Raw genomic sequence first — 15262 nt, 5'->3', positions numbered from 1 at the left:
AAAACCAGTGCCGGGGGGTAATTGTTGGTTTTACGGCCAACGCGAAGAATCAGGTGCAGAGGCGGGAAGAGTTCCCGGTTCGCCAAAACCGAAAACAAGAGAAACTGGAGAGCGCAACCATGAGAACCAACAAGTTCGGGATTCGCATTGCTACCAGCGCCCTGGCGCTGGGGGTGTCTCTCGGGGCCCATGCGGTGACCGACCAAGACATCATGAACGACCAGAATACGCCTGAGGACATCGTCAGTTATGGCATGGGCACCCAGGGGCAGCGGTACAGCACCATTGAAGATCTGAACAGGGACAACATCCGCTTCCTGCAGCCAGCCTGGGCGTTTTCCTTCGGCAGCGAGAAAATGCGCGGTCAGGAGTCCCAGCCGATGATCAAGGATGGCGTCATGTACGTGACGGCCTCCTACTCACGGGTCTACGCGATCGATGCCCGCACCGGTCAAGAGCTGTGGCAGTACGATGCTCGCCTGCCTGACGGCATCATGCCCTGCTGCGACGTGGTAAACCGGGGCGTTGCCCTTTATGACGACAAGGTGATCTTCGGTACGCTGGACGCCAAGCTGGTCGCTCTTAACAAGGACACCGGCAAGCCAATGTGGATCAAGACCGTAGCCGACTATCAGGCCGGTTATGCCATTACCGCCGCACCGATTGTGGTAAAGGGAAAAGTCATCACCGGTGTGTCTGGCGGTGAATTCGGTATCGTGGGCAAGGTTGAGGCCTACGACGCCAACACCGGCGAAATCATCTGGACCCGTCCGACGGTTGAGGGCCATATGGGCTACGTCTACAAAGACGGCAAGAAGGTCGAGAATGGTATTTCAGGCGGCGAGGCTGGAAAGACCTGGCCCGGCGATATGTGGAAGAACGGCGGCGCAGCGACCTGGCTGGGCGGCACCTACGATGCAGACACTGACTCGCTCTTCTTCGGTACCGGCAACCCGGCTCCGTGGAACTCGCACCTGCGCCCTGGCGACAACCTGTTTTCGTCTTCTCGTGTCGCGATTGACCCGGACGACGGCAGCATCAAGTGGCACTTCCAGACCACGCCGCACGACGGCTGGGACTACGATGGCGTCAACGAGCTGATTTCCTTTGATTACATGGAAAACGGCAAGAAGGTCATGGCGGCGGCAACGGCTGACCGTAACGGCTTCTTCTACGTGTTGAACCGTGAGAACGGCGATTTCATCCGCGGCTTCCCGTTCGTGGACAAGATCACCTGGGCCGAGGGCCTGGATCCGAAGACTGGTCGCCCGATCTATGCAGAAAACGGTCGCCCGGGTGACCCTGCTGAGATGAGCGAAGGCAAAGGCGAGACCGTTGTGGCGTTCCCGTCCTTCCTGGGTGGCAAGAACTGGATGCCGATGGCTTACAGCCAACAGACTGGCCTGTTCTACGTGCCGTCCAACGAGTGGTCGATGGACATCTGGAACGAGCCGGTGTCTTACAAGAAGGGTGCTGCCTTCCTGGGCGCAGGCTTCACCATCAAGCCAGCCAATGATGACTACATCGGTGTGCTGCGTGCGATGGACCCGAAAACCGGCAAAGAAGTCTGGCGCTATGAAAACCCTGCACCCTTGTGGGGTGGCGTGATGACGACGGCTGGCGATCTGGTCTTTACCGGCACGCCCGAGGGTTTTCTGAAAGCCTTTGACGCCAAAACAGGTGAAGAACTTTACAAGTTCAATACCGGTTCTGGCGTGGTCGGTACACCGGTGACCTGGACCATGGACGGCGAGCAATATGTGTCGGTTGCCTCCGGCTGGGGTGGTGCTGTGCCGCTGTGGGGTGGCGAAGTCGCGAAGGTAGTCAAGGACTTCAACCAGGGTGGTATGGTCTGGACCTTCAAGCTGCCGAGTGACCGTGTAGCCAGTAAATAATACTGGCAACATCGGTGTTACAAGAGGCTGCCTGCGGGCAGCCTTTTTTATTGGAATCGTGCCAGTTGATTCGGTTTGGACCAGCTCCTGAGCATCGTTTAACCGACACTCTCAACCGATCTGATAAGGAAAGCTGGTCGCACCAGGGTGGTTCAAGGGGAACATGTTAGTTGGGATAATGTTTCTTCGAGCCCGGTGTCCTGCTTCAGCGCTGATAAAAACTGTTGCGCCGATGGCTGGCCTCCTTCCTCTGCCGCCTGGATCAGGCACAGGCCCTCAGCCGTGCTGCCCTCGTTATAAAGCCTTTTGCCGAGCCTCCAGCGAGCATCGTTGTTACCTGCCTGTGCAGCCTTTTGATACCAGTGCACCGCCTGGTGCCTGTTGATGTCGGTGCCCAATCCCTGGTCATAGGCTCTTGCCACTTCAACCATGCTGATGGAGTCGCCGCTCTCCGCTGCCCGAAAATACCACTGAAAGGCTTTTTCCTGGCTTTTTTCGACACCCTGTCCTTGAGCGAACATATTGGCTACGTTCACCATGCCCTGGCGACTGCCTTCTTCCGCCAACTCAAGATACTGCTCAAACGCAGATTCATACTGCCCCATCTTGTAGACCGCATAGGCGTTAAGAGAACGAATCATGTCCCGTGTTACATAATCCTGATCGTCGGACTCGTTATCCGCAGCCGTGGCTACCGGTGTGGACAGCATCAGACCCAAAGCCAGAGCCGGGACGGCCGTTCGCGTTAACCATCGTCTGTTCATTCTGTGCTCCGTCGCTTTGCAAATGTTTCCAACGCTAACACCGGCTTGCCGGACGGTCTGTCCGTCGAAAGTACCGTCCGGCTCATACATTGGTATTCGGAAGCTCTGTAAGTCATCTTGGAGGATAGACAGACCGGGAGGCGTTCTGGAGCAGTGATTTTCGAACACTGACAAATCAGCAGTTCATTCAACCGGCGTCTGTGGCCAGAATTCTGGAGGCTTTCAACTGCTTCTTGTTCTCGAGGCGCTTGTCCACACACTGCTCTTTGTCGTTGAGTATCACGACGCACTCCAGGCACTGGATGCACTCGTCGTAATCAATCCGCCCGTCCTTGCGGATGGCATTGATGCCGCAGGCATTTTTACAGTGCTGACAGGGCGTGCCGCAAAGATCAACACGGTCAAGCCAACTGAACAGACGAAGCCTGCCAAGCACTGCCAGGCCCGCGCCCAGTGGACAAAGGTAGCGACAATAAAACTTGTGTATAAACATACCAATGACCAGCAGGCCAACGGCATAGGCAACGAAAGGCCAGTGGCGTACGAATAGCAGCGTAATGCTGGTTTTGAACGGTTCCACTTCCGCCAGTTGTTCGGCCAGCGTGAGTGAGTAGAAAGCCGTGCCTACCAGTCCCAGAAGGATCGGGTACTTGAGCAGAATCAGACGCCGGTGCCATTGCTCCGGGATTTTGACCTGGGGGAACTTGAGCTTTTCGCCAAGCCAGGCCGCCATTTCCTGAAGCGCACCGAAAGGACACAGCCATCCGCAGAAAAGGCCGCGGCCCCAGACAAAAAGGGTTAAGAAAGTGTAGATCCAGAGAATAAAGATCACCGGGTCAAGCAGGAAAACATTCAGGGAAAAACCATCCCAGATCGCCAGGAACAGGGTGTAGATGTTGACCACCGACAGCTGGCCCTGAGCATAGAAACCGATGAAGAAAAGCGTGAAAAACAGAAATCCCCAACGAAAACGGTGAACCAGCTCCGGGTGGCGGCTCAGCGATCGTTGTCGGGCGAAAAATACCGTGAGAACCGTCAGCCCCAGAACCAGCAGGGAAATCTGCCACCAGCGTTCTTTCCACAGACCGATCCAGACTGGCTGTCTTGAATCGGAAGGATCGGGTGCGATTTCGACGGCTTCAAACAGGGAGTCGTCGAACCTGACTGGCATACTGAGGTCGGCGCGATCCACCACCAGGTGATTCAGGGCAAGCTCTACGTTGAGTTTGAATTCGGCGGAAGCGCCAGGATTGAAGCCTGCGTTGCCGCCAACCCGGAACAGATGGCGGGCATCAAAGGAGGGAGCGCCTGCCGCCCGGAACTCCGTGGTGGATTCCAGCAGGTTGAGATCCCGCATTTCCACCGAGAGATTGTTCTGGGTCAGCCCAATACGGTTCGGTGTGCTGCCGGGTACAAAGGTTTCAGACACGTGGGGATAGGCGCCACGCGACATGACTGCAAGCACCTGGGCCTGTTCGCCGATGGTCTGCATGAGCTTTCGGTAGCCTTCGTCTCCCAGCAGGTTCCTGCCGACCATCGGGGCGTTGATGTAGCCCAGAAACAGCTCGGCGAACAGCTCGCCTTCGGCGGGTTCAATGGCTATCGGGTAATCCCGGAGCGGCCGGCCCAGCCTGGCCTCAATGGCTTCTGCGGTCACCTGTGACCGGATAATATAACCACGGTCAATTAACTGCTGCCATGATAGCGGCTCGTAAAAATCCGGCTTTGCCCGGGTCGGAGCGCTCTGGGCAAAGCCGTTGAGCTTTTTGCGTGCCACCTTCAAGGCTGACGAGAGCACGGTGTCATTGATGATCAGAACAGACACTGTTGCCTTGCTGACCCCGTCAAAGTGCACCACGTTGCCCTGGCTGGTACGCCCCGAGCGGTCGGAGTTGGAGGTGTTGACAATGATCTGCTCCCTCAGTGAACGGCCTTCGTACTGCTCCACAAAATCAAACAGGGGTTCTTCCCCAAGCCCGTGCAGAAAGACCGGTTCATGGTGGTTTAGCACTCTGACGCCGGTAAACCGGCCTCTGGTGTCAAGCCCGATCAGCATGCTGATGGGTTTGCCGGCAAAACCCTGCAACCGGCTATGGTCCATAGACTCATAAGCGTAGCCGAGCAGTTCCTGAAGCTGATAGACCGGGTAAACAGGGAAATCCGGCAAGGCGTCTTCGATCACCGTTGCAGAAGGGAAGAGCTCCTGGATCAATGCCTGCTTGCTGTCGGATAGTTCGGCCTTCACCGGGGACAGCACAAACAGGCAGACAAGAAGGAGCTTGATGCGCCCCGCCATGGGATACTCCTGAGGTTATTTCTGTTTAACCTCCCATGCTAGGGCTCTGGCCCAGGGTCTCAATGCGACCTCGGAGCCAGCTGTCTGCTACTTTGTGATGAAAAAAGCCTGTAGTAACGGCTGGAGATATCAGGGTCGAATCATTTCCGGTACTGATACCGGAGTCGCTTACTACCAAGGGATGAGTTTTTCGCCCCTATCGAATCATTCCTCTCAGGCAATTGCCGACCTACATTATTGCTGTATCACTGCGATGAACGCGAAATGCCGCGTCGTTATGCGATAACCACAACAAGAGGTCGACACCATGATCTACGCAAATCCAGGTAAAGAAGGCTCAATCGTCTCCTACAAGTCCCGTTACGGTAACTACATCGGTGGCGAATGGGTTGCCCCGGTCAAAGGCCAGTACTTTGACAACATCACCCCGGTCACCGGGGAGGCTTTCTGTGAAATTCCTCGCTCCACGGCCGAAGATATCGAGCTGGCTCTGGACGCTGCCCATAAAGCTGCTCCCGCATGGGGCGCCACCTCAACCACCGAACGTTCCAATATCCTGCTGAAAATTGCTGATCGCATCGAGCAGAACATTGAGATGCTGGCGGTTGCTGAAACCTGGGACAACGGTAAGGCAGTACGCGAAACCATTAATGCCGACCTGCCGCTGGCGGTGGATCACTTCCGTTACTTCGCCGGTTGTATCCGTGCCCAGGAAGACAGCTCCAGCGCAATCGATAACAACACCGTGGCTTATCATTACCACGAACCGCTGGGGGTTGTCGGTCAGATCATTCCCTGGAACTTCCCGATTCTGATGGCCACCTGGAAGCTGGCGCCCTGCCTGGCCGCTGGTAACTGCACGGTGATGAAGCCTGCCGAGCAGACTCCTGCCAGTATTCTGGTTCTGATGGAGCTGATTGGCGACCTGTTGCCACCGGGCGTTGTCAATATTGTTAACGGTTACGGCATCGAAGCCGGCCAGGCCCTGGCGACCAGCAAGCGTATCGCAAAAATTGCGTTTACCGGCTCTACACCGGTGGGTGCGCACATTCTCAAGTGCGCCGCTGAGAACATCATTCCGTCGACTGTGGAGCTGGGCGGCAAGTCCCCCAACATCTACTTCTCCGACGTGATGAAAGCCGAGCCGGAATTCATCGACAAGTGCGTGGAAGGTCTGGTGCTGGCGTTCTTTAACCAGGGTGAGGTGTGCACCTGTCCGTCCCGTGCACTGGTACAGGAGGACATGTACGACGAGTTCATGGCGAAAGTGGTCGCGCGCACCAAGTCGATCAAGCGTGGCAACCCGCTGGATACCGACGTGCAGGTGGGCGCCCAGGCCAGCAAGGAGCAGTTCGACAAGATCATGTCCTACCTGGAAATCGGCAAACAGGAAGGTGCTGAAGTACTGACCGGCGGTGGCCGCGAAGAAATGGAAGGCGATTACAACAACGGCTTCTACGTTCAGCCCACCCTGTTCAAGGGTCAGAACAATATGCGCGTGTTCCAGGAAGAAATCTTCGGCCCGGTGGTGGGTGTTACCACCTTCAAGGACGAGGAAGAAGCCCTGGCCATTGCCAACGATACCGAGTTTGGCCTGGGTGCCGGGCTCTGGACCCGCGACATCAACCGCGCCTTCCGCGTAGGCCGTGGTATCCAGGCAGGCCGCGTGTGGACCAACTGCTATCACCAGTACCCGGCGCACGCCGCCTTCGGTGGCTACAAGAAGTCCGGCGTTGGTCGCGAGAACCACAAGATGGCGCTGGATCATTACCAGCAGACCAAGAACCTGCTGGTCAGCTATGACATTAACCCGCTGGGCTTCTTCTGATCCCGGCACGACGGAATATCTGCAACCGCGGGTCTTTCACACGGGCCCCATGTTGAGTCGGCACAGGGATGTGTATTTATTGCCCGGCGACTGATCGGGCCAGGTTTTCCGGCGGCGTCAGCCAGCCGATAAAACAGGGGTTTTGGTGTCGTTCATTAGGTCCTTCCCGGGACCTTTTTTTATGGGGGCCAAAAGGAGGAGGTTCGGCCACCGAACGCCGGAAAATCAGTTCCAAAGTACCATATGAGTGAGCTGACGGACTCGCTAGCATTGTGAGTGAGTTACCGGGAACCCGGCTAACGGACCCTGAATGCGACGATCAACAACAAAAAGAGGTAAGTGTTATGTGGACCAAACCAGCTTATGAAGATCTGCGGATCGGCTTCGAAGTTACAATGTACTTCGCCAACCGTTAAGCACCCTCTCAATGGCCAGCCTCTCGCGCTGGCCATTGTTTTCCGGGAGTTCCCACCATGCAGATTCGCGTTCTTGGCTCCGCAGCTGGCGGAGGATTTCCCCAGTGGAACTGTAACTGCCGCAACTGCGACGGTTTCCGCAAACGCTCCCTGAAGGCCCGGGCCAGGACCCAGTCCTCTATTGCCATCAGCGAAGACGGGGAGCACTGGATTCTCTGCAACGTTTCGCCGGATATCCGCGCCCAGTTGGCCTCTTTCAGTGCAATGCAGCCAAACCGGACACTGCGCGATACGGGTATCAATGCCGTTGTTCTTTTCGACAGCCAGCTGGATCACACGACCGGCCTTCTGATGCTGCGAGAGGGCATGCCGCTGGACATCTGGTGTACGGCTCAGGTGCACGAAGATCTGAGCACAGGGTTTCCGCTGTTCAACATGCTCAGGCATTGGAACGGCGGGCCCAGATGGAACGAGATCAAGGCCGGCCCGGACACCTTTTTTAGCATTCCCTGTGCGCCTTCGCTCCGCCTGACAGCCATTCCATTGATCAGCAACGCACCACCTTATTCGCCGCGTCGTCATAAAACCCATCCGGGGGATAATATCGGGCTGTTTATTGAAGACACGGGCAGCGGCGAGACGCTGTTTTACGCGCCGGGTCTTGGCCAGCCTGATGACAACATACTGGAATGGATGGGAAGGGCCGGCACTCTGATGGTGGATGGCACTGTGTGGCACGATGATGAAATGCTGCGTTGCGAAGTCGGCACCCGCACCGGCCAGGAGATGGGGCACCTGGCCCAGAGTGGTCCCGGTGGCATGATCGAGGTGCTGGATGGGTTGAGCGCGCGGCGTAAAATCCTGATTCACATCAACAACACCAACCCCATTCTCAATGAGGCATCGCCAGAGCGCGCGGTGCTGGAAAGCCATGGCATTGAAGTGGCTTATGACGGAATGCATCTGGATCTGGCGGGGCAGTCATGAAGGCAGCTGCAAACACCACGATGAACCGTGATGATTTTGAAAAGTCGCTGCGGGCCAAAGGCGAGTTCTATCACATTCACCATCCTTATCACCGCGCTATGTATGGCGGAGAGTGCTCGCCGGAAGAAATCCGGGGGTGGGTGGCAAACCGGTATTACTACCAGATCAACATTCCCCGCAAAGACGCCGCCATCATGGCCAACTGTCCCGATGCAAAGGTTCGGCGTCTCTGGCTTCAGCGCGTGCTGGACCATGACGGCCACGATGGTGATGACGGAGGGATTGAAGCCTGGCTGGGTCTGGCAGAAGCGGTCGGCCTGACCCGCGAAGAGGTGATTGATCAGCGCCACGTGTTACCCGGCGTGCGGTTTGCGGTAGACGCCTACCTGAATTTTGCCCGCCGAGCGACCTGGCAGGAGGCCGCCTGCTCCTCCCTTACGGAGCTGTTTGCGCCAGAGATTCATCAGTCCCGGCTGGATAGCTGGCCTGCCCACTACCCATGGATCAGAACCGAGGGCTATTCCTATTTTCGCAAGCGGTTGTCCGAGGCCCGCAGGGATGTAGAGCATGGTTTGAACATCACGCTGGACCACTTTACCACGGCGGACCAGCAGGCCCGCGCCTTAGAAATTCTTCAATTCAAACTGGATATCTTATGGACTATGTTGGATGCCCTGACTATGGCCTATCGCCACCAGACGCCACCGTATCATACGGTCGCCGATCACCCGGTATGGCATCGGGGGCTGTGATGGAGACTGCGGAAACAAAAGGTATTCCACGGCTTCGCGTTGGCTTCCGGTTTCAGTGGGAGCCGGCCCAGAACGCATACGTGCTGCTTTATCCGGAAGGCATGGTCCGTCTCAATGAAAGTGCCGGCGCGGTGCTCAGTGAAGTGGATGGCGAACGCTCTGTGGCTGATATTGTCCAGAATCTGGAGCGGCGGTTTCCGGAGGCAGGCCCACTGACGGTAGACGTGCTGGACTTTTTGAGGGATGCACGGCAGCAAAGCTGGATTGACATCAGATGACGGATAACCCGAACCCCACAGCGAAGGCTTCGGGCCGGATCGGTCCGCCGTTCTGGCTTTTGGCGGAATTGACCTACCGCTGTCCTTTGCAGTGCCCCTACTGTTCCAACCCACTGGATTTTGACAACACCCGCCAGGAGCTGACGACGGATGAGTGGGTCAGGGTGCTTCGCCAGGGCCGGGAAATGGGAGCGGCGCAACTGGGATTTTCCGGTGGCGAGCCGCTGGTTCGGCAGGACCTGGCAGAGCTGATTGCCGAGGCCCGGCATCTTGGCTACTACAGCAACCTGATCACCTCCGGCCTGGGCCTGACCGAGGCCAAAGTGCAGTCATTTCAGAACGCGGGTCTGGATCATATCCAGGTCAGCTTTCAGGCGTCCGATCCCGAGCTGAATAATGCCGTGGCGGGTTCGCGCAAGGCCTTTGAACAGAAGCTGGCCATGGCCAGGGCGGTGAAGGACGCCGGCTATCCCATGGTGCTCAATTTCGTGATCCACCGGCACAACATTCACCAGATGAACGACATCATCGAACTCTGCGACCGCCTGGATGCAGACTATGTTGAGCTCGCCACCTGCCAATACTATGGCTGGGCGTTCAAGAACCGGGAGGGTCTGATGCCATCCCGTGAGCAGCTGGTGAAGGCGGAAGCCGAGGTGAATGCCTGCCGTGAACGACTGGCCGCCGCCGGTTCCCTGATGAAGCTGATTTTTGTTACCCCGGATTATTACGAGGAACGCCCCAAAGCCTGCATGAATGGCTGGGGCAGCCTGTTTCTGACCGTAGCGCCGGATGGCACGGCCTTGCCCTGTCACAGTGCCCGCCTGTTACCGATTGATTTTCCCAATGTGCGTGAGTCCGGCCTGAGCTCCATCTGGTACGATAGTGCCGGATTTAATTATTACAGGGGTGACAGCTGGATGCCGGAGCCCTGTCGATCCTGCGACGAGAAAGGCAAAGACTTCGGCGGGTGCCGCTGTCAGGCGTATCTGCTGACGGGCAATGCGGACAATGCCGACCCGGTATGCAGCAAATCACCCCATCACGACCGGATTCTGGCGGCCCGTCGGGCTGCCGACCACGCGACCACCGGGCTGGAGGATCTTACCTATCGAAACCCGGAGAACTCCCGGCTTTTTTTCCGGGGCTGAAAGTCGTCTCACTGCAGAACAGGCCGCCCAGTCACTGATTCAGCGAAGTGAACTGGTAGCATCGCGGGCCGGTGTTTATTGGCTGGAATCCGATCAGGTCACCGGCCTGAATCTTATCCACGCCTTAACCGGTCAGGATGCCGAAGCAGCGGTAGCGCCAGCGCCTCTGCTGAACGATCTCGTTGGCGTTCGCAGTAACGTAAACGGCTACGGCGGGGGAGCCCTGTGTGTTTCGCCAGACACGCTATATGCCGTCGAATCCACCAGCCAGCAGATTCTTGCAATTCACCCCGCCGCGGGCACCTATGACGCTCTGACCGCTGACTCCGGGGCCTGTTATGGCGGGCTGGTGTGGGATGAAAAAGGCGGGCGTTTGCTGGCCGTCCGGGAATCCGCAGGGGAACAGCAACTGGTCTGTATAGAGCGCGGCCAGCCCCGGATCCTGCATCAAGGGCAGGACTTTTACAGTGCTCCGGCGGTTTCGGCCGACGGGCGGCAGTTGGCATGGGTGAGCTGGCAGCTGCCAGATATGCCCTGGGTAATGTCGACGCTCTGGCTGGCGGAGGTCTCGGTTGATGGTTCACTTGTTAATGCGCGAACAATCCCCACTCCTGAACCTGCTTGTGTTCAGCAGCCGCTGTTCATCGACGCCAGTGTAACCGTGATGTCCGACCACGACGGTTGGTGGCAACCCTGGCAGTGGTCAGAAAGCGGCTGGCGTTGCCTGGATCCGGTTTCGGCGGACGGCGCCAACGCGCCCTGGCAGCTAGGGGAGAGCCATCATCTGGCTTTGCCCGGGGGCGGTTGGTTGCGGGTGCGTTTCAGGCAGGGCATCGGCGAACTCTGGTGGCAGGGAACGGCCGATTCAGAACCGGCCCGGCTGGCGGAAGCGTATGTGGACTTTCGTTGCCTTCGACGGTGCGGTGACACTCTCTACTGCATCGCCCGATCGACTGACCGGCTGGATACGGTCCTCCAGATCCAGGCTGGTTCCGGTGCAGTAGCCGCAATTGCCGGTGGTGAATCTGCGTTCGGGGACATCAGGCTGTCGGTACCCGAGCCCTTTTCGCTGGCTCCGCACCCCGATGAAAGCGCCCTCATAAGTGGATTCTATTATTCGCCCGTCACCGGGGCCGAATCTAACAGCCAGGCAGAGAGTGCCCAACATCCGGCACCGCTGGTCATGATCGCCCATGGTGGCCCCACCTCGATGGCTTACGCGGCCATCAACCCGGCGATTCAGTTTCTGTGTCATCAGGGCCTTGCAGTAGTTGAAGTGAATTATCGTGGCAGCAGTGGTTTTGGTCGGTCCAGTCGTATGGCACTTGGTGGCCAATGGGGTGTACTGGATGTTCAGGACATGGAACGCGTTGCCGCGTTTCTGTGCAGTACCGGTAAAGCGGCCGAGGGCCGGGTAGCTATCCAGGGGCGCAGTGCGGGCGGCTATACGGCGTTGATGGCGATGGTGACCTCCGATGTTTTCGCAGCCGGTGTCAGCCAGTTTGGGGTCAGTGACCCTGCAGGGTTACGGAAGCTGACGCATCGTTTCGAATCCGGCTACCTGGACTGGTTGCTGGGGCCGCCCGACACCCCCCAGGCCAGCTGGCAGGCCCGCTCGCCGCTGGCCCAGGCCCACCGTATTCGCAGGCCCATGGCTTTTTTTCAGGGCGGACAGGACCCTGTGGTTGTGCCCGAACAGACTGAAGCCATAGCCCGGGCCATACGGGAGAATGGCCAGACGCCGCTGGTGCGACTCTATCCGGATGAAGGTCACGGTTTCCGGAAAGCGGGCAATCAGGCGGACATGTTGAGGCAGCTTGCCGTGTTCTATTGTAAAACCTTGCAATAGCATTCCAGCGGTCGCACCGGAACTTGGGTTAAACTACAAGTGTCCTATAACAATAACAGTGGAGCGCCAGCCCATGGTCTACGACATTTCGGCTTTGCGAAAATTTGTGTCTCCTGAAATCGTTTTCGGCGCAGGCTCAAGACGGGCGGTGACTAACTTTGCCAGTAATTTTGGCGCCCGCCATGTTTTTCTGGTGTCTGACCCCGGTGTTGAAAAAGCGGGCTGGGTGAGAGAAATCCAGGAGCTTCTGGTGGCCGCCGGCATTCGGGTTACTGTGTATACCGGCGTATCCGCCAATCCCAAAGTGGAAGAGGTGATGACCGGGGCGGAGCTCTATCGCTCCGCCGGGTGCGACGTGATCGTTGCCATCGGTGGTGGCAGCCCCATGGATTGCGCGAAGGGGATCGGCATTGTCAGTGCTCACGGCCGCAACATCCTGGAATTCGAAGGCGTTGATACCATAACAATCCCCTCACCGCCGATGATCCTGATTCCCACCACCGCCGGAACGTCCGCTGATGTCTCCCAGTTCGCGATCATTTCCGACCCGGATCGACGGTTCAAGTTCTCGATCATCAGCAAGGCGGTGGTGCCGGATGTGTCGCTGATCGACCCTGAAGCTACCGAGACCATGGACTCTTATCTCACTGCCTGTACTGGCGTCGATGCCATGGTTCACGCCATCGAGGCGTTCGTTTCAACCGGTGCCGGACCGTTAACCGACACCAATGCACTGGAAGCCATACGGCTGATCAACCGCAACCTGGAGCCGCTGGTGCGCAATACCGCAGACACCGCGCTGCGGGAGCGCATAATGCTGGCGTCCATGCAGGCTGGTCTGGCGTTTTCCAATGCCATTCTGGGGGCGGTGCATGCGATGTCCCACAGCCTTGGCGGCTATCTGGATCTGCCCCACGGTCTCTGCAACGCCCTGTTGCTGGAGCATGTGGTGGCCTATAACTTCAATTCTGCCGAGGACCGTTTCCGCCGGGTTGCCGAGGCCATGGACATCGACACCCGTGGTATGTCCAAACCGGAGGTCAAAAAACGCCTTATGGGCCGGATTATTTCGCTGAAACAGGCTGTTGGCCTGGAAGCCAGGTTGGCAGAACTGGGGGTAACCACTTCTGACATTCCCTATCTTTCCGGGTTCGCGCTTCAGGATCCGTGCATCATGACCAATCCACGAAAGTCCTCGCGCCGTGACGTCGAAGTGGTTTATGAAGAAGCCCTCTGAGTCACCGGCCGAGGCATCTGGAAAGCCCGAGGGTGATCCCGCGCGCTACGGTATTGGTGACCTGATTGGCCTTGGGCGCCAATCGGTGCGCAAGAACTATTATCCGGTGCTTCAGGAGCGAATCGACGAGCTGGAGCAGGAGCGCAATCGCTATAAATGGCTGTTCGAGAACGCCTTACACGGCATTTTCCAGGCCAACCTCCGGGGTGGATTCATTGCCGCCAACCCCGCTATGGCACGCATCTGCGGGTATGACAGTACCGAGGACCTGATCAGCCAAGTGATCCGGTTGCGGGAGCAGCTTTTCTGTCACTCCGGCGAATTCGATGCTCTGCGGCAGGCCCTGCTGGACGAAGGCAGCCTCAGCCTGCGAGAAACCTACCTGCGGCGCAAAGACAATACGCCCGTTGCAGTGGCAATTACCCTGCTGCGTAGGCCCGACCTGGGCCCGGAGCGGGTTGAAGCTTTTGTGGCTGACATTACCGAGCGCTACCAGGCCAGGGAAAAACTGAAACAGCTGAACGCGGATCTCGAGCGCCGGGTGGAAGAACGCACGGAAGCACTTCAAAACGCCAATGTGGGGTTGCGTTATCAGATTGAACAGCGCGAAAAGGTGGAGCAGGAGCTGGTCGTTGCTGTGAATGCTGCGCGCGAGGCTAACGAGAGCAAAGACAAATACCTGGCAGCGGCCAGTCACGATCTGTTGCAGCCCTTGAACGCTGCACGACTCCTGGTGTCTGCACTGGAAGACAGTGCATTGCCAAAAAATGAAGCCGGTATTGTCCACCGCGTGCAGCGATCGTTGGAAAGCGCCGAGGAACTGCTGGCGGATCTTCTGGATATCTCGAAGCTCGATCAGAAAGCCATGCAACCGGAGCGGGTTCCGGTGGACATTGGTGGCCTGATGCGAGGTCTTGCCGAGGAGTTCGAACCCCTGGCGGAAAACGCCGATCTGGATTTCCGGTTACGTACCTGTCAGGTCATGGTGCAGACAGACCCGCGCATGCTGACGCGAATACTCCGGAACCTTCTGAGTAATGCGTTTCGTTATACCCGCAAAGGGGGCGTACTATTCGCGGCGAGGCGTCGCCGTAACGGCCTTGAAATCGGCGTGTGGGACAGCGGTATCGGCATAGAGCCTGACAAACTGGAAGAGATTTTCACCGAGTTCCATCAGATTCTGCACAGGGATAACGGTGGCCGTCAGGGTGTCGGGCTGGGGCTTGCGATTGTGGATCGGATGGCGCGGGTGCTTGATTACGAGGTTCGTGTGGCGTCACGATACGGCAAAGGATCGCGCTTCACGGTTGCGCTGCCACAGGCGGTCTCGACCGGGGCAGTATTGTCCGTGGTTGAACCGTCAGTAACACACCCCACGTCGTTTAATGGGTTGCTGGTTCTGGTTATCGACAATGAGAAGGTCGTGCAGGAAAGTATGCGGGCGCTGCTTGAGCTCTGGGGCTGTGACGTGGTGACGGCAGCAAGCGTTAAAGAGGCCGTGGCAGCCCGCAGAGAAATGGACATCATTCTGGCCGATTATCACCTTGATGACGATCAGACCGGTTGCGAAGCCGTATTGGCTCTGCGTCACCATTATGGCAGGGACATCCCGGCTGCCATACTGACTGCCGATCGCAGCGATGAGATCCACCGGCTGGTTGCGTCAGCATCGCTGCCGATGCTGAACAAACCAGTGAAACCAAACCGCCTTCGGGCTCTGGTGACCAGTCTGATGAGTGCCTGCCATGAAGGCAGAGCGCCAATGTAGTGATACACGGCGATAGCGATACAACGGCGATAATGGAGGAT

General features: G+C 57.7%; 12 protein-coding genes. 10 read left to right on the top strand and 2 right to left on the bottom strand.

From position 1 onward, the window contains the following. Positions 1 to 119 precede the first annotated feature (119 nt). The gene (locus tag E5Q11_RS10035) at positions 120 to 1895 is read left to right on the top strand and encodes a PQQ-dependent methanol/ethanol family dehydrogenase (RefSeq protein ID WP_135803245.1); all 1776 of its coding nucleotides are present in this window, start codon (positions 120 to 122) and stop codon (positions 1893 to 1895) included. A gap of 152 nt (positions 1896 to 2047) precedes the next feature. On the opposite strand, the gene E5Q11_RS10030 is transcribed toward E5Q11_RS10035, so the two are convergent. Together E5Q11_RS10030 and E5Q11_RS10025 are read right to left on the bottom strand one after the other, a co-directional pair. Beyond that, complete coding sequence (locus E5Q11_RS10030; protein WP_135803244.1) at positions 2048 to 2659, bottom strand: tetratricopeptide repeat protein; 612 nt, start codon at positions 2657 to 2659, stop codon at positions 2048 to 2050. A gap of 187 nt (positions 2660 to 2846) precedes the next feature. After that, positions 2847 to 4955, bottom strand: a complete 2109-nt coding sequence (locus E5Q11_RS10025; protein ID WP_135803243.1) for a NosR/NirI family protein — start codon at positions 4953 to 4955, stop codon at positions 2847 to 2849. Between the two features lie 307 nt (positions 4956 to 5262). On the opposite strand from E5Q11_RS10025, the gene exaC reads away from it, so the two are divergent. The 9 genes from exaC (at position 5263) to E5Q11_RS09980 (ending at position 15221) form a co-directional block, all read left to right on the top strand. Beyond that, positions 5263 to 6783, top strand: a complete 1521-nt coding sequence (gene exaC, locus E5Q11_RS10020) for an acetaldehyde dehydrogenase ExaC (RefSeq protein WP_135803242.1) — start codon at positions 5263 to 5265, stop codon at positions 6781 to 6783. Between the two features lie 344 nt (positions 6784 to 7127). Next, positions 7128 to 7199 (top strand): pyrroloquinoline quinone precursor peptide PqqA, encoded by a 72-nt coding sequence (gene pqqA, locus E5Q11_RS10015; protein WP_007153157.1) that lies wholly within the window; start codon positions 7128 to 7130, stop codon positions 7197 to 7199. A gap of 57 nt (positions 7200 to 7256) precedes the next feature. Beyond that, the gene (gene pqqB / locus E5Q11_RS10010) at positions 7257 to 8186 is read left to right on the top strand and encodes a pyrroloquinoline quinone biosynthesis protein PqqB (protein ID WP_135803241.1); all 930 of its coding nucleotides are present in this window, start codon (positions 7257 to 7259) and stop codon (positions 8184 to 8186) included. Beyond that, the gene (gene pqqC, locus E5Q11_RS10005) at positions 8183 to 8938 is read left to right on the top strand and encodes a pyrroloquinoline-quinone synthase PqqC (protein WP_135803240.1); all 756 of its coding nucleotides are present in this window, start codon (positions 8183 to 8185) and stop codon (positions 8936 to 8938) included. Before pqqB ends, pqqC begins: the two co-directional genes overlap by 4 nt. Further along, on the top strand, positions 8938 to 9216 hold the full coding sequence (gene pqqD, locus E5Q11_RS10000; protein ID WP_225314896.1) for a pyrroloquinoline quinone biosynthesis peptide chaperone PqqD: 279 nt from the start codon (positions 8938 to 8940) through the stop codon (positions 9214 to 9216). The genes pqqC and pqqD overlap by 1 nt, the downstream gene beginning before the upstream one ends. After that, entirely contained in the window at positions 9213 to 10367 is a 1155-nt protein-coding gene (gene pqqE / locus E5Q11_RS09995) for a pyrroloquinoline quinone biosynthesis protein PqqE (protein ID WP_135803238.1), read from the top strand. Before pqqD ends, pqqE begins: the two co-directional genes overlap by 4 nt. After that, complete coding sequence (locus E5Q11_RS09990) at positions 10258 to 12216, top strand: alpha/beta hydrolase family protein (RefSeq protein WP_225314927.1); 1959 nt, start codon at positions 10258 to 10260, stop codon at positions 12214 to 12216. Before pqqE ends, E5Q11_RS09990 begins: the two co-directional genes overlap by 110 nt. Before the next feature lie 73 nt (positions 12217 to 12289). Further along, positions 12290 to 13453 (top strand): alcohol dehydrogenase-like regulatory protein ErcA, encoded by a 1164-nt coding sequence (ercA, locus tag E5Q11_RS09985; RefSeq protein ID WP_135803237.1) that lies wholly within the window; start codon positions 12290 to 12292, stop codon positions 13451 to 13453. Next, on the top strand, positions 13437 to 15221 hold the full coding sequence (locus E5Q11_RS09980; protein ID WP_135803236.1) for a PAS domain-containing hybrid sensor histidine kinase/response regulator: 1785 nt from the start codon (positions 13437 to 13439) through the stop codon (positions 15219 to 15221). The genes ercA and E5Q11_RS09980 overlap by 17 nt, the downstream gene beginning before the upstream one ends. The last annotated feature ends 41 nt before the right edge of the window (positions 15222 to 15262 follow it).

The sequence above is a fragment of the Marinobacter confluentis genome, from assembly GCF_004785685.1.
Lineage (GTDB): Bacteria > Pseudomonadota > Gammaproteobacteria > Pseudomonadales > Oleiphilaceae > Marinobacter > Marinobacter confluentis.
The sequence above is the reverse complement of the archived record's forward strand: the minus strand, read 5'-3'. Positions and strand labels throughout refer to the sequence as shown.